Raw genomic sequence first — 22082 nt, 5'->3', positions numbered from 1 at the left:
GTGTGGGTAGTGCGAGGTCGTGACCTGCGGTGCCTCGTTCTGTCTGGGACGCGCCGGCCGGGGCTGTCCCGCATAGGTGTGGGTAGTCCGACGTGTGGCATGTGCCGGAGAGTCGGGTTTCAGCGGCCTTCGGTCTGCGGCGGTTCCCAGACCGAGCAGTCGTGGGCGAAGAGCACACGGCGTGGGTCGAAGTCGGCGAGTCGATCCAGCCAGTGCTGATAGGGAGGAAGCGGCTGCTCCACGCCCTGGAGTGTCGCGTGGCGGGCCAGTTGGCCGGACGCGAAGTGGGAAGTGAAGTCGTGTGCCTGGCCCGCGAGGACTACTGTGCCGTCACCTCGTCGGAGGACGAGCGACTGATGCCCTTGAGTGTGCCCGGGCGTCGGGATGATCCAGACTCCCGGCCAGACCTCGGATTCACCGGCGAGTTCCTCATAGGCGGCGCCGGGGAAGTCGATCAGTTCATCGAACGCGTCAGCCATGCGGTGGACCGTGCAGGCCGGCCGGCTTCGCCGGGACTCCGCCGGGTCGTTTGCCGGAACCACTGGGACTCGCCACATCTACCGGGAACGGACACCCGTCGTGCTCAGTCCCACGGGGCTGAGCCTGAGGGCGACAGTTGTCGCTGACCTCCTGTGCCGACCTGGCCCTTCTCGAAGCACGAGCACGATGTCTGTCGCCGAATTCGCATCGTTGCCGACGTGTTCCGTGCTTTTCGCAGGCACGTTGTCGCCACCCTCGAAGAGCAGGCAGGCACCCCGGCCCGAGAAGCGGGCAAGGTCAGGACCGGGCGGTCCGGAACGCGAGATACCGGCTGAAGGCTTCGTGGCTGTCGGGGGTGAAGCGCCACTCCAGCAGGGCCGACCGCAGCTCCGGCTCGGTCAGCCAGCCGTGCCAGGCGACCTCATCAGGATCGGCGACCACCGTGTCCGGCATCACGGCCTCGTGCACGCCGAGCCAGTGAGGGCTCAAACCGCTGCGGTTGAGGAACGTGAACAACAAGCGCGGCAGCACACGAATGCCCAGCTCTTCGGCCAGCTCCCGCGCGGCGGCCTGTTCATAGGACTCACCGACGTCCACGGCGCCACCGACCACGACCTCGTAGTGCCCGGGGAAGCGCGACAGCTGCTCCGACCGCCGGTGAACGAGGATCCGCCCACGCTCATCACGACACACCGTCACGGCGACCCGGTGCAGCCAACCCTCCTGGGTGGCTTGCCGGCGGCTGACCACCATCCCCAGCGCACGATCTTGGCCGTCGACACGCTCCACCAGTTCATCCACGACGCACACCCTGGCAGAGCCCACCGACAACGCCGCTCCCCGGCGATCCGTGGAGGGCGTCCCGGGAGCACCTGCACCAGGAGGCCGGACCCGGCTGACGACAGGTGTCGTGCACATACGACACCTACCGTGCTCAGTCCCACAGTGTCCGTTCCCAAAAGATCTGAATGGATGAGGTGTCTCCGAGCTGGGCCTTGTCAGTTCCGTTGGGACGGTTCCGAAGCCGGGCGGCCCGGTGGATCTGAACGGTGGTGAGCCTGCCTGCGGGGACAGCTGGGGTGGTCCCATTTGTTCTGTCGGGCGGTGGGGCTGTGACCTGGACTTTTTCAGTTCTGGTGGGACTCATCCCGTAGGGCGTCGTAGTCGTCCGGCGTCGTCACCAGCATCAGTGATCGTCCCAGGGAGTCGGTCCAGCGAAAGAGGGCGTCGTTGGAGAAGGCGTGGGATCGGAGCCTTTCGCGAAGGGTGGGGACGTTCAGCCGGCGCTCGGCCTCTGTGCAGACGGCGTCGATGGTGTGCCGGTGCTGGCTGAGGTTCGCCCATCGGCGAGGCGCCCGTAGTGTCCGCCAAGCAGGATCGGCCACCATGCCCAGCAGCGTGACGAACTCTGGCTAGGTGGCGATGTACTCCCGCTCGTCGACACGCGCTTTGACCTTGGTCAGCTCATCAACTCCCCTCGAACAGAGCCCGGATGGAACACTTGACCATTGACCACGGAGGTGCATGCGCGTGACGGTAGTGGAGTTCGCGGCTGGCCAGGACGGACGCGTCTACGTTGAGGTCCCTGACGGGACACGTGACAACGGCGACAGCGGACTGGTCCGGGCCGGCGCCGGGGACCGGATCGCCCGGGCGGCGACGGATACCTGGCAGGGCGCCCTGGCGGGCGTGCGATCGGTGGCCGAGGGGGCGTTGGCCCAGCTGCGCGCAATCGACCCACCGCCCGAGGAGGTGGAGGTGACCTTCGGGGTGGCAGTCGACGGGAAGTTTGGCGCGACGCTGGTGTCGGCGGGAACGAATGCGCATCTGACCGTCAAGGTGGTGTGGCGGAACACGGCCGCGACGACGGCCCCGGGCCCATGACCGGCCTGGCAAGCCAGCTCGCGGAACGTCCGCCGTGGCTGGTCCGGTTTCCGCACCCGCGGGGCGAGAGTGTCGCGGGAGCCGGAGTACTCGTTGGGCCCCGGCATGTGCTGACCTGCGGCCACGTCCTGGAAAAGCAGCTCGGCCGACCGCTTCCAGCGCCTGGCCCTGGCCTGTCCTCGCATGTCGACGAGGTTGAGGTCGAATTCCCCTTCGCTGGAGAGCCCGGAATTGCCGGCAAACGCATGCGGGGCACACTCGTGGGCTGGGTGCCGATCCCGGCGGACCGCTCCGGCGACGAAGCACTCCTGGAAGCGGCGAACGACTCCGGCGACGTGGCGCTGCTGGAACTGAAGTCGCCCGTGGACTTCACCCCGGCGCCGCTGGCGTGTCCACCCGCGCTGGATGGTCACCGATTCTCCGTCCACGGCTTCCCCGACGGGGATCCTGTGGCGCGACAGGCGAACGGTGTGCTGAGAGGAGCCAGCGGAAAGGAGGGGACATGGGTACAGCTGGACAAGGAAAGCGCGACCGGCTGGGCGATCGAGATGGGTTTCTCCGGCGCGCCCGTCTTCGACCACAACAGGGAGGCCGTGGTCGGCATCGTCGTGGTGCGCGACAAGCGCGAGACCCGCACCGGGCACATGCTGCCCATGTCCTACCTCCGGACGCTCTGGCCCGAGGTACGCAGCAACTGCCGCTGGCGGCTGGACCTGGAGCCGAGCTACGACGCGCACTGGGGCCCCCGGGCGCGCGGTTCTGAGCCCGATTCCCCCACCTGGAAGTGGTTCTTCACCGGCCGTATCGAGGCCCGCCGCGTTATCCGCGACTGGCTGAAAGGCAGCGAACCGGCCCACGCCAAGCAGCCGATCCTGCTTGTGACCGGTGGCCCGGGCAGCGGCAAATCAGCGCTCCTTGCGCACTCGCTGGTCTCGGCCGATCCACTTCTGGCCGAAACAGTGCCTTACACCGACCTCACGGACCCGCGCCCGCCGATCGGGGCCTTCGACGTGGCACTCCACTTGAGGGGGCAAACCTGTGATGAGGTGACGTCACAACTGGCCCTCGCGCTGGACGTAGACGGGAGCGAATCCAGCAAACTACTGGCGGCGGTGCGCAAGTACCCGGATGGTGAACGGATTACGGTACTGGCGGACGCGGTGGAGGAGGCCGCCACCCTGGAAGAAGCCCAGAAGATTGCGGCCCTGCTGCGGCAGTTGACCAACACGGGCCGGGTTCGAGTGCTGGCAGCCGTACGCACAGCGCCCGCTGGTACCACCCGGGCACGGATCCTTACCAGGCTCGGCCGCGACGCCCATCTGATCGACCTGGAAGACAGCCAATTTCTGCACCGCCCGGACATCACCGAGTACGTAATAAGCCGTCTGACCAGCGAGCAGGCGGATGCGGCCCAGTACCACGCTTACGAGCCGAGCCAGTTGTCCGCGATCGGGGAGGCCGTGGCGCGCAAGGCACGCTACAACTTCCTGATCGCCCAGCTCACCACAGGCTGGCTGATCCGCCGCGGTGAGCAGGGCCCTAGCCCTGGCGAACCCAGCTGGGAGAACCAGCTGCCCACTACTGTCGGCGACGCGATGGACGCCTACCTCGACACCTGCGGCGTCGACACGCCGAAGCTTAGGCGCCTGCTCACCGCCCTGGCCTATGCCCGCGGCGACGGTCTGCCCCTCGGCGACACCTGGTTGCGCATGGCGGACGCACTTGGTCGCGGCGTACGGCACAGGGCCGAAGACCAGGAGATGATTTTTGAGAGCGCGGCGCACTACCTCGTCGAACGGATCAACGCCAGTTCGAAGACGCAGGCTTATCGGCTCTACCATGACGCTCTCGACCAACATCTGCGAGAAGAGTGCGAGCGTGTCGCACCCGAGGCTGATATCACAGCCGCTCTCATGGAGGCTGTACCCGTATGCAACGGGGAGCGGAACTGGGCTGAGGCCGATGCGTATACATGCGACTATCTAGCCAGTCACGCAACCGCCGCAGGACAGCTCGACGATCTCCTGACGAGCGACACCGAGTACCTCGTCCACGCCACTCCTCGCGGCCTGACCCGGTACCTGGACCGAGTCCGCAGCGAGCCCGCTCGGTTGGCAGCGGCCGTATACCGAACCTCACTTCGCGTCCACGCCACTTCCACCCCGGGCGTACGCCGTCAAGCACTCGCCCTCGATGCTGCACGCGCCGGGGCCACCTCTCTGAAGTGCCGACTGGTCAATCACATCCCCGCAGGCGACTGGGCGCCTCTGTGGGCGACTGGCAGCGACTTCACTCCCGCTCTCCGCGATACCCTGACCAGCCAGACCGGCCCGGTGTCCCATGTCACATGCATCGTGCTGGACGGCACTCCGGTCGCCATCGCTATCGCCGCCGAGTCCATATTCAACTTCGGTAGCGATTGCACGGCAGAGACATGGGACCTGACCACTGGCGCCCCACTGACCCGCCGCACCATCCCGAAGTGCAGAGCCGTGTGCACGCTGCCGGACGGCACGCCTGTCGCCGTGACCATGGGATACGACAAGACGGTGCGGGTATGGAACCTGATCACTGGCACACCCCTCGGTAAGCCCATCGTCAGCCACACCGACACGATCCTCGCGGCGTGCACGGTGGTGAACGGTACTCCGGTCGTTGTCATCGCCTACGGCGAGGACAGCGAGCAGAGCAAGCAGAGGTGGAATGTTGGTTCGGCGGTGATGGCAGCGCCCAGCTACGACCGGAGCATGCTGCAAGGGCGGCCGAACGTCTACGGCGGTGACACGGTACAGGCGTGGAACCTGACCACCGGCACACCGTTTGGTGAACCTCTCGCAGACAACACCCGGGTGAGACGCATCACATGCGCAGTTCTGGAGGGTGCCCCAGTAGTTCTCGCTGACGTCTCCGACCACAGAAGAATGAAGGCGTGGGATCTGGCTACCGGCACCCCTATTTCCCAGCCTTTCTCAGGCCGTATGGGCCACATTAGCCAGATCCGCGACGCAGCCATCACGGTGTTGAATGGCACGCCGGTCGTCGTCACTGCCGGCAGCACACTATGGGTACGGAGTCTGGCCGCCGACACTCAGCTTGACCAACCCCTCGGGAGCCACACCCAAGAAGTGAGGGCGGTGGCATGCGCGATGGTGGAGGGCACCCCAGTAGTCATCGCCGGCGGCCACGAAAACGCGGTGCGGGTGTGGGATTTGGCCACCGGCACTCAACGCGGCGAACCGCTCACTGGGCACACCGAACAAGTGAACTCAGTGGCGTGCGCAGTGGTGGAGGGCATCCCCGTTGCCGTTACGGGAAGTAACGACGGCACCGTGCGGGTGTGGAACCTGACAACAGGTGCCTCCCTGGGGAAGCCCCGCCCGGGGCACACAGGCCAGGTAACAGCGGCGGCGTGCACAGCAATGGGCGGCACCCCGGCAGCCGCCACCGTTGGCGAAGACGGCACAGTACGAGTGTGGGACCTGAGCACCGGCACCAGCCTCGGTGAGCCCTTCAGCAGCCACACCCGCCGGGTGTTTGATATCGCGTGCACGACGGCGGGCGGCACGTCCTTGGCCATTACGGGCGGCTATGACCACTCGCATCGGAACCACTGGGGTACCGCGCGGGTGTGGGATCTGGCCACCGGCGCTCCTGTCGGGTCACGTCAATTTGACGGAGACAGAGTTCGGGCCGTCGCGTGGATAGGCGATACCCCGGTCTGTATGGGGGATCAAATGCTTGGAGGAGTGAGAGCTTGGAACCTCGCCACCAGCCGCCTATTCGGAGAATCACTCAAACACCACTCCCGCAATATGAATGCGGTGACATGCTCGGTGCTGGCCGGTATTCCGGTCGCACTCACTAGCGATGAAAAATTCGTGGAGGCTTGGAATCTGGATACCGGTGAGTGTGTCGGCAGAGCCCTGCTCAGAGACCCGGGTCCAGTCTTCAGCATGGCGTGCGCAGTGGTGGACCGCACCCTCGTCGCTGTCACCGGTAGCACCAAGGGCACGGTGCGGATATGGAATCTGGCCACCGGCACCCCACTCAGTAGTCCCCTCGCAGGCCACACTGGCTGGGTAGACGCGGTGGTGTGCACTGTGCTGGACGGAACACCGGTCGCCGTCACTGCCGGACGCGACGACACGGTGCGAGTGTGGGATCTGCGTACCGGCGAGCCTGCCGGGCTTCTCCCAGTGCCTCGTCCCCGAGCGGTCACGCCGACCCCTGACGGAGACCTCGTCGTATGCATGGGCAACGACGTGGCCGTCTTCCGCCGCCGCCCCGCACATACAGGGAGCGTCCTCGCCGCGCGACGTCCGTAGGGCAACCGCAAGAGACCTCACTGTGCAGAAGGATCGGAACCCGATCACTTCACCGAGCGGATCCACCGGGAACCCTGCACAAGTACGGGGAACGGACACACAGGGCCGTGTCCCACAGGGCCGTGCGGGTGGTGTGGCGCACTTTTGCAAGCGAGTGCTTGCAAAAGTTAGCAGGGGTGGCGCACTATCGGTTCATGGCATCACTCAACGTCGGCAATCTCGGTGAGTACCTGCGCGAGCAGCGGCGCAACGCGCAGCTGTCACTGCGGCAGCTCGCCGATGCCGCCGGGGTGTCGAATCCCTACCTCAGCCAGATCGAGCGCGGGCTGCGCAAGCCGAGCGCCGAGGTGTTGCAGCAGGTCGCCAAGGCCCTGCGGATCTCCGCCGAGACCCTTTACGTACGGGCCGGGATTCTGGACGAGCGGGAGCGGGAGGAGCTGGAGACGCGGGCGGTGATTCTGGCCGACCCGTCCATAAACGAGCGGCAGAAGAGTGTTCTGCTGCAGATCTACGACTCCTTCCGCAAGGAGAACGGGTTCGAGCCCGGACCGGAATCCGGCGCCGAAGCCGGATCGGAGACCGGCGGCGAGCCCGGATCGGGGGCCGGTGCGGACGGCCGCCCCGGTGCCGGCGGCAGCGATGCCGGCACAGCTTCAAAGCCTTCAAAACCCTCACACTGAGTCTGATGATCCGGGAGGACCACAGTCATGGCCATCACCGATGACCTGCGCAAGACCCTCACCGACCCGACCCCCCTCTACTTCGCCGCCGGTACGGCCGACATCGCCGTCGAGCAGGCGCGCAAGGTCCCGGCACTGATCGAGCAGCTGCGTGCCGAGGCGCCGGAGCGCATCGAGGCCGTGCGCAACACCGACCCCAAGACCGTGCAGGAGAAGGTGACCTCGCAGGCCAAGGACGCCCAGGCCACCGTGCAGGCCAAGGTCACCGAGGTGATCGGGTCGTTCGACAGCGATCTGCGGAAGCTGGGCGAGAACGCCCAGGACCTGGCGCTGCGCAGTCTGGGCGTGGCCGCGGAGTACGCCGTGCGGGCCCGGGAGGCGTACGAGAAGGTCGCCGAGCGCGGCGAGCAGACCGTGAAGAACTGGCGCGGTGAGACGGCCGACGAGATCGTCGAGATCGCCGTCGTCGTCGAGCCGCGCAAGGAGTCCAGGCCGACGGGCACCGGCCCCGCGAAGTCCGAGCCTGCCGCCAAGCCGGGTCCTGCCGCCAAGCCGGGCCCCGCCGCGAAGCCCGGGCCTGCCGCGAAGACGGGCCCCGCGAAGGCCGCGCCTGCTGCGAGGGCCGTCAAGCCGGAGACCAAGGCCCCGGCCGCGCCCGCGAAGAAGGCGCCCGCGCGCAAGCCCGCCGCGAAGAAGACCACTCCGCCGACCGCGAAGTAGGTTCCGGCGTCGCGGCGCGTCGCAGCCGGAGGGTGTATCGGGGCGCGAGGCGGGCACCTTTTGGGGTGCCCGGCTCGTTGTCCCGGTACCTTGGCCGCGAGGCGCTCATCCACTTATTAGGCGGTGCACACCATGTTGCTCACAGGATTCAGCACACTCGTCTGGCTGCTCTACATGGCCATGCTCGTCCTGGCCGTGGTCGCACTGGTCATGGCCGCGACAGCGCGCGAGGACGCCTACCGGGCCGCGGACAAGCAGAAGAAGTCCTTCTGGCTGATCATTCTCGGCATTGCCGTCGCCGTGAATCTCTTCGTGCCGATGCTGTTCCTGCAACTCGCGGGCGCGGTCGCATCCATCGTCTTCCTGGTGGACGTACGGCCCGCGATCAGGGCCGTCTCCGGTGGTGGCGGCGGCCGACGCGGCGGCTCCAGCAGCGACGGTCCGTACGGTCCCTACAACGGCGGGCGTTGAGCGTGTGCGGGGCTCACGGCCACTGCAACGGTGAGCGTTGAGCAGCGACGGGCCGCACGGTCCCTACAGCGGTGGGCGTTGAGCGTGCGCGGGGCTCGTCGCGGCTTCGGCGTTCGCGGGAGTCGCGGGTGAGGCCGGTTCGGGGCGGGGGCGAGGGATGCTCCTGCCCCGGCTGCCGTTCGGGCTCCGTCGGCGGATGTGTTCCTCGTCGCGGTCGAGCAGCAGGACCGCGACATCGTCGGTCAGTTCGCCGCCGTTCAGCTCCCGCGCCTCGGTGACCGCCGCCTCCAGAAGATCCTCGCCGGTGAGCCCCTGAGCCAGTTGGCGGTTGATCATCGCGACCATGCCGTCCTCGCCGAGCCGCCGGATGTCGTCCGGCCCCACGCGGCCCTCGATCAGCCCGTCCGTGTACATCATCAGGCTCCAGGAGTCGCCCAGCTCCACCTGTCGGCGCGGCCACGGCGTGTTCCCCGTGCGAAGAGCTTGCGGAAGGGCGTTGCGCGGCAGCAGCCCCAGGGCCGGGCCGCCGTCCTCGTGGGGGAGAAGGTGCGCGGCCTGCCCGTGCCGGGCGATCAGCGGGGCGGGGTGGCCCGCCAGGCAGAGGCCCGCGCGCCGACCGTCGGGGGCGATGTCGACGGTGCAGAGCGTCGCGAAGATCTCCTCGCTCTCCCGCTCGTGCTCCAGGACCTGCTGGAGGGTGGAGAGCAGTTCGTCGCCGCAGAGCCCGGCCAGTGTCAATGCCCGCCACGCTATGCGCAGTTCGACGCCGAGCGCCGCTTCGTCCGGGCCGTGCCCGCAGACGTCACCGATCATCGCGTGGACGGTGCCGTCGGGCGTACGGACCGTGTCGTAGAAGTCCCCGCCGAGCAGCGCGCGGCTGCGGCCGGGGCGATAGCGGGCCGCGAAGCGCAGATCGGAGCCTTCGAGCAGCGGGGTGGGGAGCAGGCCGCGTTCGAGGCGGGCGTTCTCCTGGGCGCGCAGCCGGGACTCGGTGAGCTGGTGCTGGGCGACGTCGGCGCGCTTGCGTTCGACGGCGTAACGGATGGCGCGGCTGAGCAGCCGTCCGTCGAGTTCGCCGCGGAAGAGGTAGTCCTGGGCGCCGACCCGTACCGCCTCGGCGGCCAGCTCGGTGTCGTCCTCCGCCGTGAGGGCGAGCACGGCGTGGCACGGGGCGATCCGCAGGACGTGCTTGAGGGTGGCGAGCTGGTCGGCTTCCTCGGTGGCGGCGGAGCGGGCCTCGCTGCCGAGGGGCAGGGCGAGGTCCAGCAGGATGCAGTCCACGTCGTCCGTGAGGAGCCGGCCTGCCTCGGTGAGGTTGCGGGCGTTGCGGACACGGACCCGCGTGCCGGCCGTGGCCGGGAGCTCGGGGACGGTGAAGGTGCCCGTCGGGTCGTCCTCGATCACCAGGAGGGTGAGGTCGGCGCCATGGGTGGCCTCCGCAGCGGGAACGGCGCGCTGCTGCGGTACGGGTACGGGCATCGGTTCTGTCTTCCTTCCCTCCCCCCGAGGGCGCGGCGGAACGACGATCGACGACCCGCCAGACGGGGACCATAGCGGTCCGCGACGGGGGAACGGAATGGCGTCCCCCGGTCGGCCGCTGTCCCGTGCACGGCCATAAGCCGCGTCAGGTCACGGATCCGGCGCGATGCACGAAGCCGAGGGCGGGTTGCGCGGCATGACAAAGGTCACGTGGGGTGGTGGGGCATGGGTGGTGCGGGTCACTCCCTCGGGGGCTCCGTAAGGCTCCGTGCGGTTGCGTAAGCCTCCGTGCGGCTCCGTAGGGCTTCATGGGGTGGTTCCGTGTGGCTCCATGGGGTGGCTCCGTGGGTTCCGCTGTCCGGACGTGTGTCACTTGTCCGGGCGGACCACTCCGAGGATCTGCATCGAGCCCGCGCCGGCCAGTGTGACGTTCCGGCCGGGGCGCGGGGCGTGGATGATCGCACCGTCGCCGACGTACATGCCCACGTGGCTGGCATCGGAGTGGTAGATGATGAGGTCGCCGGGGCGCATGTCCTTGATGGCGATGTGGCGGAGCAGCCGCCACTGCTCCTGCGAGGTGCGCGGGATCGGCCGGCCGGCCGACGCCCAGGCCTGTGACGTCAGTCCCGAGCAGTCGTACGAACCTGGGCCCTCGGCCCCCCACACGTACGGCTTGCCGATCTGTTCGGTCGCGAAGGCCACCGCCTTCTTGCCGCTCGCGCTCGCCTCGCGGTTGATGTCCTTGAGGGCGCCGGAGCTGAGCCAGGCCGTCTGCAGCTTGTACGCGGCCTCCTGCTCCAGCTTGAGCAGGCGGGCCTTTTCCTCTTTCTCCAGCTGGGATTCCAGCTTCTTCGCCGCGGCGATCCGCGCGTTGATCTCCTTCTTGTACGCGGCCTGCTTGAGGCGGTCGGCTTCGAGCTTCTTCCAGTTGGTGCTCGCGTCCTGGGTGTACGTCTCCAGGTCCTGCTGGGTCCTGGTCAGTTCGCCGAGCACGCCCTCGGCGGCCTGCTGGCCCTCCCTGATCCGGCCCACCCCGTCCAGGAAGAGCTGCGGGTCGTCGCTGAGCATCAGCTGCGCGCCGGGCGGCAGTCCGCCCGAGCGGTACTGCTCGCGGGCCTGGGCGCCCGCCTGGGCCTTGAGCTCGGCGATCTTCGACCGGCCTTCGATGATGGCCCTGGCCAGTCTGACGATCTCGGCGGACTGCTTCTTGGCGCGTTCCTCGGCGAGGTTGTACGCGTCGGTGGCCGCCCCGGCCTTGTGGTAGAGGTCGTCGATCTCCTTGCGTACCTCTTCGAGGCTCTTCTTCTGCGTCGTCGAGCCGGACGGGGACGGCGTCGCGGAGGGGGACGAAGGCGGTGCCGGTGCGGCGAAGGCCTGGACCGGTGCGGTGAGCACGCCCAGCGCGCAGACCAGAGTGATCGCGGCTGCGGCAAGATGACGTCGGTTCAAGAGATTCCCCCCGAATGAATCTGATTTACCGTCAGTAACTTGTTGCCGATGTCGAGATCGTGCCATGCCGTACCGAAAAGCAACAGAGGCGCACACCTGATGTCTTGACGGTCACATGGGTCAGCCGGCGCTCCGGGCGCTACCCCTCGCGCCCGGGGAACCGCCCCCCTATGGTCTCGACGAACGGTGTCCCGTCCGTGTTCCCGTCCGTGTTCTCGTCCGCGTCGCCGTCCGCGTTCTCCTCGGTGTTCGCCCCCACGTCGCCGTCCGTGTTCCGGCTCGCTTCCCCCGGTGCGGTCCCGTCGGGCTCTGTCCGGTGCGGGTGGGGCTATCGGTTGGGCTGGAGGGCGGTCCACTTCACCGTGACTTCGCCCTGGCGCCACCGCCGTACCCCGTCCGCCAGTGGCCAGTCGCCCGACAGTGAACGCACGGCCGTGATCCAGCGCTGTCGGGCGCCCAGTGAGGCGTACGGAGCGGCGGCGGCCCACGCGCGGTCGAAGTCCCGCAGGAACGCGTGGACCGGTTCGCCCGGCACATTGCGGTGGATCAGGGCCTTGGGAAGGCGTTCCGCGAGGTCGGAGGGGCGGTCCAGGGAGGCGAGCCGGGTCGCGAACGTCACGGTGCGCGGGCCTTCCGGGCCGAGTGCCACCCATACGTGCCGACGGCCGATCTCGTCGCAGGTGCCCTCCACCAGCAGCCCGCCCGGCGCGAGGCGCGCGCACAGCCGCTGCCAGACCGCTGCGACCTCGCTCTCGTCGTACTGCCGCAGCACGTTCGCCGCCCTGATGAGGTCGGGGCGCGCGGGGAGCGGGATCTCGAAGCCGCCGTGCAGGAAGGTGAGGCCCTCGCGTGCGTACGGTCGCGCCGCCGCGACCCGCTCCGGGTCGATCTCGATGCCGACCACCGACGTGCGCGGTTCGGCGGTGCGCAGGCGGTGCAGCAGCTCGACAGCGGTCCAGGGGGCGGCGCCGTAGCCGAGGTCCACGGCAACGGGGGCTGCGGCGCGGCGCAGGGCCGGGCCGTGGGTGTCGGCGATCCAGCGGTCCATGCGGCGGAGCCGGTTCGGATTGGTGGTCCCGCGGGTCGCGGTGCCGATGGGGCGCATGACAGCGAGCGTAACGATGCGGTGGGCCGGGAGGCGGCGCGGGCGGAGGGCACCGGCCCGGACCCTGGCGGGGGTACGCGCCCGGACGGGAACACGCGCCCCGGCGGAGGCGGGTGCACCGGCGGAGGCGCGCGCCCCGGTGCCCGTTCCGCGCCCTGCATACGCCCCCGGCGCACCGCGCCCCGCATTGTAATGATTTGGTAAAGCGGAAATGAAAGCGGGAATTCGTATGTTGCAGCCCCCGAAGGGGCTCGCGTCCCTCAAGTGTCATGCCCTGAGTTGAGGAGGACCGGACGACGTGAGTCAGTACGTCTCCCGGCTCGGCAGCAGCCGTGTCGCGCCGCGCCTCAGGTTCCCCGCCGCGTTTCCCGGCGGCCAGCGCAGGCCCCGCCGTATCGCGATGCTCTCCGTGCACACCTCGCCCCTGCACCAGCCGGGCACGGGTGACGCGGGCGGCATGAACGTCTACATCGTGGAGCTGGCGAAGCGCCTCGCCGCGATCAACATCGAGGTCGAGATCTTCACCCGGTCGACGACCGGCGGGCTGTCCCCGAAGGTCGAGCTGTCGCCCGGTGTCCTGGTCCGCCATGTCGACGCGGGGCCGTACGAGGGCCTGGCCAAGGAGGAGCTGCCCGCCCAGCTCTGCGCCTTCACGCACGGTGTCATGCAGGCATGGGCCGGTCAGCGCCCCGGCTATTACGACCTGGTCCACTCCCACTACTGGCTCTCCGGCCATGTCGGCTGGCTCGCCGCCCAGCGCTGGGGCGTTCCGCTCGTCCACGCCATGCACACCATGGCGAAGGTCAAGAACGCGGCGCTCGCGGCGGGGGACACCCCCGAGCCCGCCGCCCGCGTCATCGGCGAGACCCAGATCGTCGAGGCGGCCGACCGGCTGATCGCGAACACCGCCGAGGAAGCGGACGAGCTCATCCGCTTCTACGACGCCGATCCCGGAACTGTCGCCGTCGTCCACCCCGGGGTCAACCTCGACCGTTTCCGCCCCGCCGACGGGCGCGCCGCGGCCCGGGCACGCCTCGGGCTGCCGCAGGACGCCCTGATCCCGCTCTTCGCCGGCCGCATCCAGCCGCTGAAGGCCCCCGATGTGCTGCTGCGGGCCGTGGCCGCCCTGCTGGACCACGATCCCTCGTTGCGCCGCCGGATCGTCGTACCGGTCGTCGGCGGACCGAGCGGCAGCGGGCTCGCCAAGCCGGAGGGGCTGCAGAAGCTGGCGGCGCGGCTGGGCATCGCCGATGTCGTACGGTTCCACCCGCCGGTCGGACAGGATCGGCTCGCCGACTGGTTCCGGGCCGCGTCCGTGCTGGTCATGCCCTCGTACAGCGAGTCCTTCGGCCTGGTCGCCATCGAGGCGCAGGCGGCGGGCACCCCGGTCGTCGCGGCGGCCGTGGGCGGTCTTCCGGTGGCGGTGCGGGACGGCGTCAGCGGCTTCCTGATACCCGGGCACGACCCCCAGGCGTACGCACGGGCGCTGGGCCGATTCGCCGAGGCGCCGGACCTGGTCGCCCGCATGGGTGCGGCGGCGGCTGCGCACGCCCAGGGTTTCGGCTGGGACACCGCCGCGTCCGCGACGGCCGACGTGTACACGGCCGCGATGCAGGAACGCCGCCGTCGCGTACGCTCGCACCATGGCTGACGTACCCGATGAAGCGGTGACGGCGCAGGTCGCGCGGGCCGGGCAGGCGGAGGCGCCGTCCTCCGAGGCCACGCAGGTCGCGCGGATCATCGAGTCGACCCTGAAGGACGCCGAGCTCGCCTGGGAGAGTCCCGAGCCCGGCAGCTATGTCGTCACGCTGCCCGGCACGCGCAAGCTGTCCACCACCTGCTCGCTGCGGGTCGGCCGGCACTCGCTCTCCCTCAACGCCTTCGTCGTCCGCCACCCGGACGAGAACGACGCGGCGGTCCACCGCTGGCTCCTGGAGCGCAATCTCCGTCTCTTCGGCGTGAGTTACGCGATCGACCCGCTCGGTGACATCTACCTGGTCGGCAAGCTGCCGCTCTCCGTGGTCTCCCCGCAGGAGCTGGACCGGCTGCTCGGCACGGTCCTCGAAGCGGCCGACGGCTCGTTCAACACCCTGCTGGAACTGGGCTTCGCGAGCGCGATCCGCAAGGAGTACGTGTGGCGGGTGTCGCGCGGCGAGTCCACGCGGAACCTGGACGCGTTCACACATCTGACTCAACGCCCCGTCGACTGATTCCCGCGTCACGGTCCGGCTGACAGCCCCGCAGGTCGCGCCGACGGTCCCTCCATGCACTATCGGTGTGCCCCTCGGTGTGCCCTTCCGTGCGTCCTTCCGCGTGCCCTCCAGGCATCCCTCTGCACGTGTACACGTTCATCCATGTGGCCGAGGGTTCCCCACCGCGCCCGAAGATTCCCCGCTGCACGCCTCTTTCGCCGCGCCGGGGCGGCGTGGCATGCTCACCGCCGACTCAGATATGAACGTCGTTCACATGTATGAAAGGCGGCTCGGATTCATGGCGACCATGGGGAACATCAGCAGACGCGGACTGCTCGGCAGCGCGGTGGCCGTCGCCGCGGCAGCGGCCACCGGCGTCATCGGAGGCGGCACGGCATGCGCCGCGGGCCGTCCGACCGCGGGCGGAGCCGTCACGGGGGTCGGTGCGGCCACGCAGGCCGGTACCGCGACCGGGCAGGCGTCCGCGGTCGGCGCCCCGCGCGCCACACCCCTCTGGCGGGAGTTCGCCGCGGCCCCCTTCACCCACCCGCAGATCCCGTTCATCGGCCGGGCCGGCTACCGCGGCGGCCGTGACCTGCCCCGCCGGACGGACCGCGGCTTCGTCGCCGACGTCCGGAGTTACGGCGCGAAGCCGGACAACTCCGCCGACGCCGCCCCCGCGATCAACCGTGCCATCGCCGCTGCCGGAGAGCGTGGCGGTGGCACGGTGCTCATTCCCGCAGGCACGTACCGCATCGACGACATCATCCGGATCGGCCACAGCAAGGTGGTGGTGCGCGGCGCGGGCAGCGGGCGCACCAAGCTCTACGCGACCAGGAGCCTCACCGAGCTGATCGGTGTGTACGGCAGCCGCTATGGCGGTGACAAGTCCAGCTGGTCCTGGGCCGGCGGCCTGATCTGGCTCTGCCCGAAGGGCCGTTGGGCCTCGCTCACCGACGCGATCAGGGCTGGGGCCTGGCCCTTCGAGGGCTGGACCGGGAACAGCCGGGACGAGTGGAGCACGCTGACGGCGGTCGCCCCCGCTCGCCGGGGTGACCGGTCGATCACCGTCGCGTCCACGAAGAACCTGAAGCGCGGCGGGCTCGTCCTGCTCCGTCTCGCCGACGACGCCGACCACACGCTCCTGGAGCACATGGCGGGCGGCGGCCCCGGTCCCGAGGCGTACTACTGGGACGACAAGACCAAGCTGACCTCGTACGTGCCCTACGAGTGGCCGGTCCGCATCACCTCCGTGCGGGGCCACCGGGTCACTCTGGAGCGCCCGCTCCCGCTCGATGTCCGCCCCGAGTGGGATCCGCGCCTGACCACGCTCGTCACCCCGCTCACCGGCTCCGGCGTCGAGGGCCTGACGCTCGAAGCGGTCGAGACCCCGCAGGAGCAGCATCTGCTCGACAAGGGGTACAACGGGGTCGCGTTCCAGTGCGCGTACGACTGCTGGGCCGACGACATCACCGTGCGCCATGTCGACAACGGCTTCGGCCTGATCGGCGCGTCCGCCTGCACGCTGCGCCGCACACGGGTCGAGGGCCGCGGCTCGCACCACCCGTACTACTGCCGTGAGGGTTCGCACGACAACCTGGTCGAGGACTTCACCATCGCCCGGCGCACCGTTCCGGCGCCTGCCGGAACGCAGCTGCACGGCATCAACGTCGAGGGCCTGTCCAGCTACAACGTCTGGTCGCGCGGCGTGATGGAGATGGGGACGTTCGACTCCCACCGGGGCATGCCGTTCGCCAATGTCCGTACCGACATCACCGTGGAGAACAACGGGCGTCACGGCGGCGACGCGAGCGCCGGGCCGCTCTTCGGCGCCCGTTTCACGCACTGGAACATCCGGGTCACCAACGGCCGGGCCGGCCTGATGCGGATCGACGGGCTCGCCCCGTACAGCGCGACGGTCGGCGTCAGCGAGGTGACGGAGTTCGACCAGATCGACGTCCCCGACTTCACCGGCGATCTGCACACGCGGCTGGAGGCGTACGGCACACCGGAGGCGGTCCGGCCGCCGAACCTCCACGACGCCCAGCGGGCGCTGGGCGGCTGAGGTGCGGGTGTCGGCAGGGCGATGGTGCGGGTGCTGTGTGCGTCGGCAGGGTGACGGTGCGGGTGCTGTGGCCAGTGGTCGGCTGACGGTGCGGGCGCTGTGGCCAGTGGTCGGCTGACGGTGCGGGTGCTGCGGGCCGGTGGTCCTCAGCCCCGTGCCCGCAGCGCCGACTCCACGTTGTCCAGCGCCGATTCGAGCTGCGGACCGACCTCCTTCCACGCCCAGTCCAGGTGGTCCTGGGGTACGCGGCGCGGGACCGTCTCCACCAGCATGATCAGGTAGAGGTAGCAGCGGTACAGCGCCAGCCGCAGCCGTGCGGACGCGTCGAACACCACGGGCTGCCCGCGGCCGGCCCCGTACCCGGCGAGGAAGTCCTCGTCCTCCTGGATGTCCGTGAACAGGGCGAGCGATACGAAGTCGGCCACCGGGTCGCCCCAGAACATCCGCTCGCCGTCGATGATCCCGCCGATGGTGCGCGCGCCGGGCTCCCCGGCCACGAGCAGGTTGCCCTGCCACAGGTCGAAGTGGACCAGGGCGGGCCGGGTGACGTCGTCGAGCACGGGCGAGGCGTCGGCGAGAACCGCTCGGATCGCGGCCGTCGGGCGCGGCAGCCGGGCGCGGTAGGTGTCCGCGTCGGCGAGTACGGCGTCGGTCATGGCCGTGAACGCCTGCCGCCAGGTCGGGGACAGCGGGCCCAACGCCCCGGCCGGATAACCGAATCCGCCAGGGCCTGCGACGGAGTGCAGGCGGGCGACGATCCGGCCCAACTCGTTCCTGAGCCGACGCTCCTCGGCGTCGGTAACGGTGTGCTCGGCGTGCTCGACTGTGGTGTGCCCGGCCGTGGTGTGCCCGGCCGTGGTGTGTTCGGACGTGGTGTGTTCGGACGTGGTGTGCCCGGCCGTGGTGCGCTCGGTGTGCTCGGCTGTGGCGTTTGTGAGGGCGGACCAGGGCCGGCCCGGGCAGGCCGACATGATCACGAACGGGCCGGTCGGCGCGGTCGGGTCGAGTTCGCTGTGCAGGACACGCGGGACCACGTCCGGCGCGCCGGCGCGGGTGCAGAACTCGACCTCGTTGACGAGCAGATCGCGTTCGTAACTCATCAGGGTGCCGTCGGTCGCGGGCGGCGGAATCTTCACCACCCAGTCGCCGCCGTCGGTGAGGGTCACCCGGGTGACGGCGTTGAACGTGCCGCCGGTGAGAGGCGTGACCGCGGTGATCCGGTCGTCCGTCAGGCCAACGGAGCGAAGAACTGCGGACGTTGCGTCATCTGTCTGCATGAGTGAATGTGCCCCCTGTGTCGGCATTCGGCGCAGCTCGTGAGGACGGGGCGGACCTTTCACAGAAAGATCACAGCGCCGTCACGATCGCATCGGATGCCCTCATTGATTGATCATCAAACAAACTTTCGCTCTTAGAGTGTGCAAAACCCGAAGTTCCCAGCTCAGAGAGACGGATCCGGACCATGCGATCCACTGTCATACGCCGTACCGCCCTTGCCTCCGGCGCAGTGTGCCTGGCTCTGCTCGCCACCGCCTGTGGTGGCTCGGATTCCGGTTCCGGTGACGGCGACAAGGCGGACGCCAAGGGCAAGGAGTCCGCTGCCGCGAAGCCGGCTGCCGAGGTGCTGACGGCGGCCGAGCTGGAGAAGGCGGCGCTGGCCCAGGGCGACGTCAAGGGGGAGAAGATCACCAAGGCCGCGGCCAAGGACATCATCGCCGCCGACGACATCACCGTGGACAAGGAGGCCTGCACCTCGTTCGCCCGCGCGTTGATGGGCACGGCGATCGGCGAGCCCGCCGTCTCCACTCAGCGGCACTCCATCAGCGAGCCCAAGAAGGGCAGCAAGGAGAGCGAGGACAGCGAGGACATCGACGCGGCGTTCGCGGCGGCGTTCGACATCACGACGACGCAGATCAATCTCGCCTCGTACGAGGGCAAGGCCGCCGAGGAGACGATCGCCGGCCTGCGCACCGCGGCCACCGAGTGCTCCGGCGGCTTCGGCTTCACAGCGGCTGGTGAGAAGCAGAAGGTCAGCAAGATCACCGAGGAGCAGGTCGAGGCGGGGGAGGAAGCTCTCGCCTGGACGGTGACGGTCGAACAGGACGGCGAGAAGGTCTCGTTCAGGCTGGTGGCCTTCCGTCAGGGTGCCACGGTCGCCTCCTTCTCCGCGTTCAATCTGGCCGAGGCGGCCGGTGAGCCGGGGGACTACGGCCTGCCGACCGCGCTGGTCGACGGCCAGGCGGCCAAGCTGGCCTGACTCGGGTACGCGACCCGCTACCCGTGAGTACTCGTACTCATGATCGGTTCTTCCCCCTCCGGGCAAGCTGGATCCACCAGCCACCCAGGGGGAGTCGACCATGTACGGAACCAGCAGACGTCATCACGTGAGGCCCGCGAGCGGCGGACGCCGTCCGAGCCGGTCCGCAGTGGGCCTCGCCCTGGCCTCGGTGGCCGTGGCGCTGCTCACCGCAGGCTGCTCGACCGAGGACGCGGTCTGCAGCGACGGCGAGTACCCGGTCCTGACCGTCGGAAGCACCGGGTCGGCGTGCGTGTCCAACGACGAGGAACCGCCGAAGGGATACACCCGATACCCGGAGGGCAAGGTTCCGAAGCATGTGGACGACAAGTGGTACACGTACTGGGAGACCCACACCGTGGACGAGAACGGAAAGATCACCGACGCCCCTGGCTACCCCGGGGAGTGAGACGGATCCCGGGCGTCCAGGCGTCCGGGCGTCCGAGGGACGGGACATCCGGGGACGGGACATCCGAAGTGGCTTCTCGGCGCCGGTTCACGGCAGCGGGACGAGCCTCACCACGGTGACGATCAGGACCGACCCGGAGACGTAATAGAGCACGATCGCCCCGGCGACCGTCGCCTCGCGGCGGTCGTGCTCGCTCTTGACGGCCGACGACCCGTGCCCGTACGGGTCGAGGCCCAGGGTGCGCGCCATCTCGTCGCGGAAGACCTCGCCGTCGCGCATCTTGGCCAGGGTGTCGTCGGCGGGTGGGGCGTAGGAGATGCGGAAGCTCAAGCGACGGTCCGCCTCTCGGCCTCGTCCTGCGCCAGCCTGTCCAGGATCTTCTCGGCCTCCGGGTCGGGTACGGCCTCCAGCATCCAGTGCCGCATGACCGCCTGGATCTCCCCCACGCCGGCCTCGTTGATGGCGCGGTCGAACTCCTCGCGCCGCTCCTCGGGCAGCGCGGCCCGGATGGCCGGAATGCTGTTGGGCACGTCGACTTCGGCGCCGCCGACAAAGGTCTTCAGGGGCTCGCCCATGATTGCTCTCCCCGCTCTCCTTGCTCTCTGCGCACGGCCCGTCCGGTCGGTCCCTTCACGTGCGGGCCGGTGCACGGGACACGTTAGCGCCAGGGTCGGGTGCGGGCGCAGAACCCGCGTGATGAGGCGCTGTCGTGACGGCCCGTCATGGTGTCTGTCGAAGGCGTCGGCGTCCGGATGGTCCAGTGGATCCCGGCGATGACCGGCCACTTGCTCGGTGACCGGTGCCATCTCGGTGCGCGACCGGCCCGGTTGAGGTGCGTGGCCGCACCTGTCTCCGCCCCCGACGTGCGAGACCACGACCTACGGGTGTTCGGTGAGCAACTCCGCCAGTCGGTCGGCGAACGCGGTGAGCCAGTCCAACTGGGGGCCGCTGCGGGCGACGCGGAATCCGTGGCGGCGACCCCAGAACGCGGCCTGGACGGCATGGAACTGGGCCCAGCGCCGGGCGCGTTCGGGCTCGACTTCCGCGGCCTCGGCGAAGACGTCCAGGGCTCGATGGACAGCCTTGCGCAGGTCGTTCGCCTCAAGGAGCGTCGGCGCGCGCGACTTGAGCAGCGTGCCGCCGTCGTAAGCGGGATCTCCCGCATATCCCTTGGGGTCGACGGCCAGCCATGGTTCACGGTCGGCGCGCAGGATGTTCCTGGCGTGGAGGTCACCGTGGACGAGGATGTCCGGCTGGACGCGACCCAGTTCGCGAACGGTCGCCACGGCGGCGTCCACCACGGAGCGCGGCAGTGCGTGCGTCAGCTCCTCAGCGTCCTTGCGCAGTTGTTCCTCCCAGGCATCGGCCCGCTCCCTCAGCCGGGGCAGGCCCGGTGGCGCGGGGATGGCCAGCCGGCGACTGATCCGCCCCGCGACCGTCACCACCTCGTCGCCGTCTTCGACTTCGGCCAGGGTGGACGTCCGGACCCGCTCAAGCAGCATCGCGAACCGCTCGTCGTCGCGCTCGCGCAGCAGGACCGCTCCGCGCCCGTCCCACGCCGCGAAAGCGTCCGGCTCGTGGACGTTGCCGGAGTGGGGAAAGGACACCTTCAGCACAGCGGTACCCTCGGCCCGCCCCTCGGTCCGCTGCCGCACCGGGACGATGACCCCGACACCCCCGTGCATGACCTTCCCGTCCGGCACGCAATCCCAGCGCCCCAGCACGTCTTCCACGATCCCGGCCAGTTCGCCGAGCCACGCCGCGCCGAGCTCTCCTTCGCGCTCAAGGGTGCTCCGCGCGAACGCCTCCGGTACCTCGATCATCCGGGCACCCTATGCGCCGGCCTGCCGCCGCCACCATGCCCGAGCCGGCCACTATCGCCGCCGGGCAGCAGCCTTGTGCCTGCGCGTTCGGCGCGTTCCCGTCGCCGACGGCGGCAGCGCTCCTGGGGACTGGCGGCCCACGGGCGGCCCAGGCCCCACGGGATGCCCGGGCCCACGGAAAAGCCCCCTGCCTGACGGGAATCCGCAGGCAGGGGGCTTCCAGCTACAGCGTTACTTCTTCTTGCCCTGGGTCTTGCGGGATATCTCGCCGACCAGGGTTTTCGCAGGTAGAGGCGCTGATCGACTCGGGGTGAGCGGTCGCCATTGGTCGTTATCGGGTGCCGTTGAGCAGCCTCGGACGGCCCAGAGACGGCCCAGCCTGAGGCGCCCGAACACCGCTTCAGGAGCCCGCTCACGCTTGCCATGGTTCCACGTGAAGACACCTATCCTGCTGGGTGTAGCCCCCAGGCACGTCTACGCCAACGGCGTCCCAGAAGGGTGCGGATTCGCGGAAGTGCCCACCACCTGTGTGCCACTCGAATCCCGGGTAAGCCCGCCGTAGAGACCGGAGAGCAGCTGAGGCGAGGCCGCAGCGCTTGTAGCCCTCATAGAGCTCGTAACACGATCATGAGCGGGCTTTCTTGAGGCGTCTGTAGCAGATGAGGCTGCAGGCGAGGGAGACGAAGGCGTCGTGGAGTTCGGTG

The 22082-nt window shown here is 69.3% G+C and carries 19 protein-coding genes and 1 pseudogene; 10 read left to right on the top strand and 10 right to left on the bottom strand.

Annotation, left to right across the window (positions count from 1 at the left end; translation table 11 throughout):
* Positions 1-119 precede the first annotated feature (119 nt).
* From ACFVUT_RS30505 to ACFVUT_RS30495, 3 genes and pseudogenes are all read right to left on the bottom strand, one after another.
* Positions 120-467: pseudogene (locus ACFVUT_RS30505) on the bottom strand (N-acyl homoserine lactonase family protein); the annotation flags it as partial.
* 310 nt (positions 468-777) lie between these two features.
* Positions 778-1233, bottom strand: a complete 456-nt coding sequence (locus ACFVUT_RS30500) for an NUDIX domain-containing protein (protein WP_389656689.1) — start codon at positions 1231-1233, stop codon at positions 778-780.
* Between the two features lie 374 nt (positions 1234-1607).
* Complete coding sequence (locus ACFVUT_RS30495) at positions 1608-1868, bottom strand: hypothetical protein (protein ID WP_389656432.1); 261 nt, start codon at positions 1866-1868, stop codon at positions 1608-1610.
* A gap of 136 nt (positions 1869-2004) precedes the next feature.
* Between ACFVUT_RS30495 and ACFVUT_RS30490 the strand changes: the two genes are divergently transcribed.
* The 5 genes from ACFVUT_RS30490 to ACFVUT_RS30470 all read left to right on the top strand — a co-directional run bounded on the left by ACFVUT_RS30490 (position 2005) and on the right by ACFVUT_RS30470 (position 8560).
* Positions 2005-2364: a CU044_2847 family protein gene (locus ACFVUT_RS30490; RefSeq protein WP_389656429.1), complete on the top strand. Its 360-nt coding sequence runs from the start codon at positions 2005-2007 to the stop codon at positions 2362-2364.
* Positions 2325-6689 carry a trypsin-like peptidase domain-containing protein gene (locus ACFVUT_RS30485; protein WP_389656426.1) on the top strand — a complete coding sequence of 1455 codons (4365 nt, stop codon included), beginning with the start codon at positions 2325-2327 and terminating at the stop codon, positions 6687-6689. Before ACFVUT_RS30490 ends, ACFVUT_RS30485 begins: the two co-directional genes overlap by 40 nt.
* 194 nt (positions 6690-6883) lie before the next feature.
* A complete protein-coding gene (locus tag ACFVUT_RS30480; RefSeq protein ID WP_389656423.1) occupies positions 6884-7369 on the top strand; it encodes a helix-turn-helix domain-containing protein in 486 nt (161 codons plus the stop codon).
* A gap of 27 nt (positions 7370-7396) precedes the next feature.
* Positions 7397-8089 (top strand): hypothetical protein, encoded by a 693-nt coding sequence (locus ACFVUT_RS30475; protein ID WP_389656420.1) that lies wholly within the window; start codon positions 7397-7399, stop codon positions 8087-8089.
* A gap of 132 nt (positions 8090-8221) precedes the next feature.
* Positions 8222-8560, top strand: a complete 339-nt coding sequence (locus ACFVUT_RS30470) for a DUF2516 family protein (RefSeq protein WP_389656417.1) — start codon at positions 8222-8224, stop codon at positions 8558-8560.
* Between the two features lie 63 nt (positions 8561-8623).
* Here the strand turns inward: ACFVUT_RS30470 and ACFVUT_RS30465 are convergent, their stop codons facing one another.
* The 3 genes from ACFVUT_RS30465 to ACFVUT_RS30455 form a co-directional block, all read right to left on the bottom strand.
* Positions 8624-10039, bottom strand: a complete 1416-nt coding sequence (locus ACFVUT_RS30465) for a PP2C family protein-serine/threonine phosphatase (protein ID WP_389656414.1) — start codon at positions 10037-10039, stop codon at positions 8624-8626.
* A 369-nt stretch (positions 10040-10408) separates the two neighbouring features.
* On the bottom strand, positions 10409-11488 hold the full coding sequence (locus ACFVUT_RS30460; protein WP_389656411.1) for an NlpC/P60 family protein: 1080 nt from the start codon (positions 11486-11488) through the stop codon (positions 10409-10411).
* Positions 11489-11816: 328 nt separating this feature from the next.
* Complete coding sequence (locus ACFVUT_RS30455; RefSeq protein ID WP_389656408.1) at positions 11817-12593, bottom strand: class I SAM-dependent methyltransferase; 777 nt, start codon at positions 12591-12593, stop codon at positions 11817-11819.
* A 298-nt stretch (positions 12594-12891) separates the two neighbouring features.
* On the opposite strand from ACFVUT_RS30455, the gene mshA reads away from it, so the two are divergent.
* From mshA to ACFVUT_RS30440, 3 genes are all read left to right on the top strand, one after another.
* Positions 12892-14244 carry a D-inositol-3-phosphate glycosyltransferase gene (gene mshA / locus ACFVUT_RS30450; RefSeq protein ID WP_389656405.1) on the top strand — a complete coding sequence of 451 codons (1353 nt, stop codon included), beginning with the start codon at positions 12892-12894 and terminating at the stop codon, positions 14242-14244.
* Entirely contained in the window at positions 14237-14803 is a 567-nt protein-coding gene (locus ACFVUT_RS30445; RefSeq protein WP_389656403.1) for a YbjN domain-containing protein, read from the top strand. Before mshA ends, ACFVUT_RS30445 begins: the two co-directional genes overlap by 8 nt.
* Before the next feature lie 280 nt (positions 14804-15083).
* The gene (locus ACFVUT_RS30440) at positions 15084-16850 is read left to right on the top strand and encodes a glycosyl hydrolase family 28-related protein (RefSeq protein ID WP_389656400.1); all 1767 of its coding nucleotides are present in this window, start codon (positions 15084-15086) and stop codon (positions 16848-16850) included.
* 146 nt (positions 16851-16996) lie between these two features.
* On the opposite strand, the gene ACFVUT_RS30435 is transcribed toward ACFVUT_RS30440, so the two are convergent.
* Complete coding sequence (locus tag ACFVUT_RS30435) at positions 16997-18127, bottom strand: phosphotransferase family protein (RefSeq protein WP_389656398.1); 1131 nt, start codon at positions 18125-18127, stop codon at positions 16997-16999.
* 185 nt (positions 18128-18312) lie between these two features.
* On the opposite strand from ACFVUT_RS30435, the gene ACFVUT_RS30430 reads away from it, so the two are divergent.
* Both ACFVUT_RS30430 and ACFVUT_RS30425 read left to right on the top strand, forming a co-directional pair.
* On the top strand, positions 18313-19107 hold the full coding sequence (locus ACFVUT_RS30430; protein WP_389656396.1) for a hypothetical protein: 795 nt from the start codon (positions 18313-18315) through the stop codon (positions 19105-19107).
* Between the two features lie 100 nt (positions 19108-19207).
* A complete protein-coding gene (locus tag ACFVUT_RS30425) occupies positions 19208-19555 on the top strand; it encodes an SCO0607 family lipoprotein (protein WP_389656393.1) in 348 nt (115 codons plus the stop codon).
* 87 nt (positions 19556-19642) lie between these two features.
* Here ACFVUT_RS30425 and ACFVUT_RS30420 read toward each other — a convergent pair whose 3' ends face one another.
* The 3 genes from ACFVUT_RS30420 to ACFVUT_RS30410 all read right to left on the bottom strand — a co-directional run bounded on the left by ACFVUT_RS30420 (position 19643) and on the right by ACFVUT_RS30410 (position 21378).
* Positions 19643-19885: a hypothetical protein gene (locus ACFVUT_RS30420; RefSeq protein ID WP_389656390.1), complete on the bottom strand. Its 243-nt coding sequence runs from the start codon at positions 19883-19885 to the stop codon at positions 19643-19645.
* Positions 19882-20130 carry a hypothetical protein gene (locus tag ACFVUT_RS30415; RefSeq protein ID WP_389656387.1) on the bottom strand — a complete coding sequence of 83 codons (249 nt, stop codon included), beginning with the start codon at positions 20128-20130 and terminating at the stop codon, positions 19882-19884. Before ACFVUT_RS30415 ends, ACFVUT_RS30420 begins: the two co-directional genes overlap by 4 nt.
* Before the next feature lie 303 nt (positions 20131-20433).
* Positions 20434-21378, bottom strand: coding sequence for an aminoglycoside phosphotransferase family protein (locus ACFVUT_RS30410; protein WP_389656384.1), 945 nt, complete (start codon positions 21376-21378; stop codon positions 20434-20436).
* Positions 21379-22082 lie beyond the last annotated feature (704 nt).

The sequence above is a fragment of the Streptomyces sp. NPDC058051 genome, from assembly GCF_042885475.1.
GTDB lineage: Bacteria > Actinomycetota > Actinomycetes > Streptomycetales > Streptomycetaceae > Streptomyces.
The sequence above is the reverse complement of the archived record's forward strand: the minus strand, read 5'-3'. Positions and strand labels throughout refer to the sequence as shown.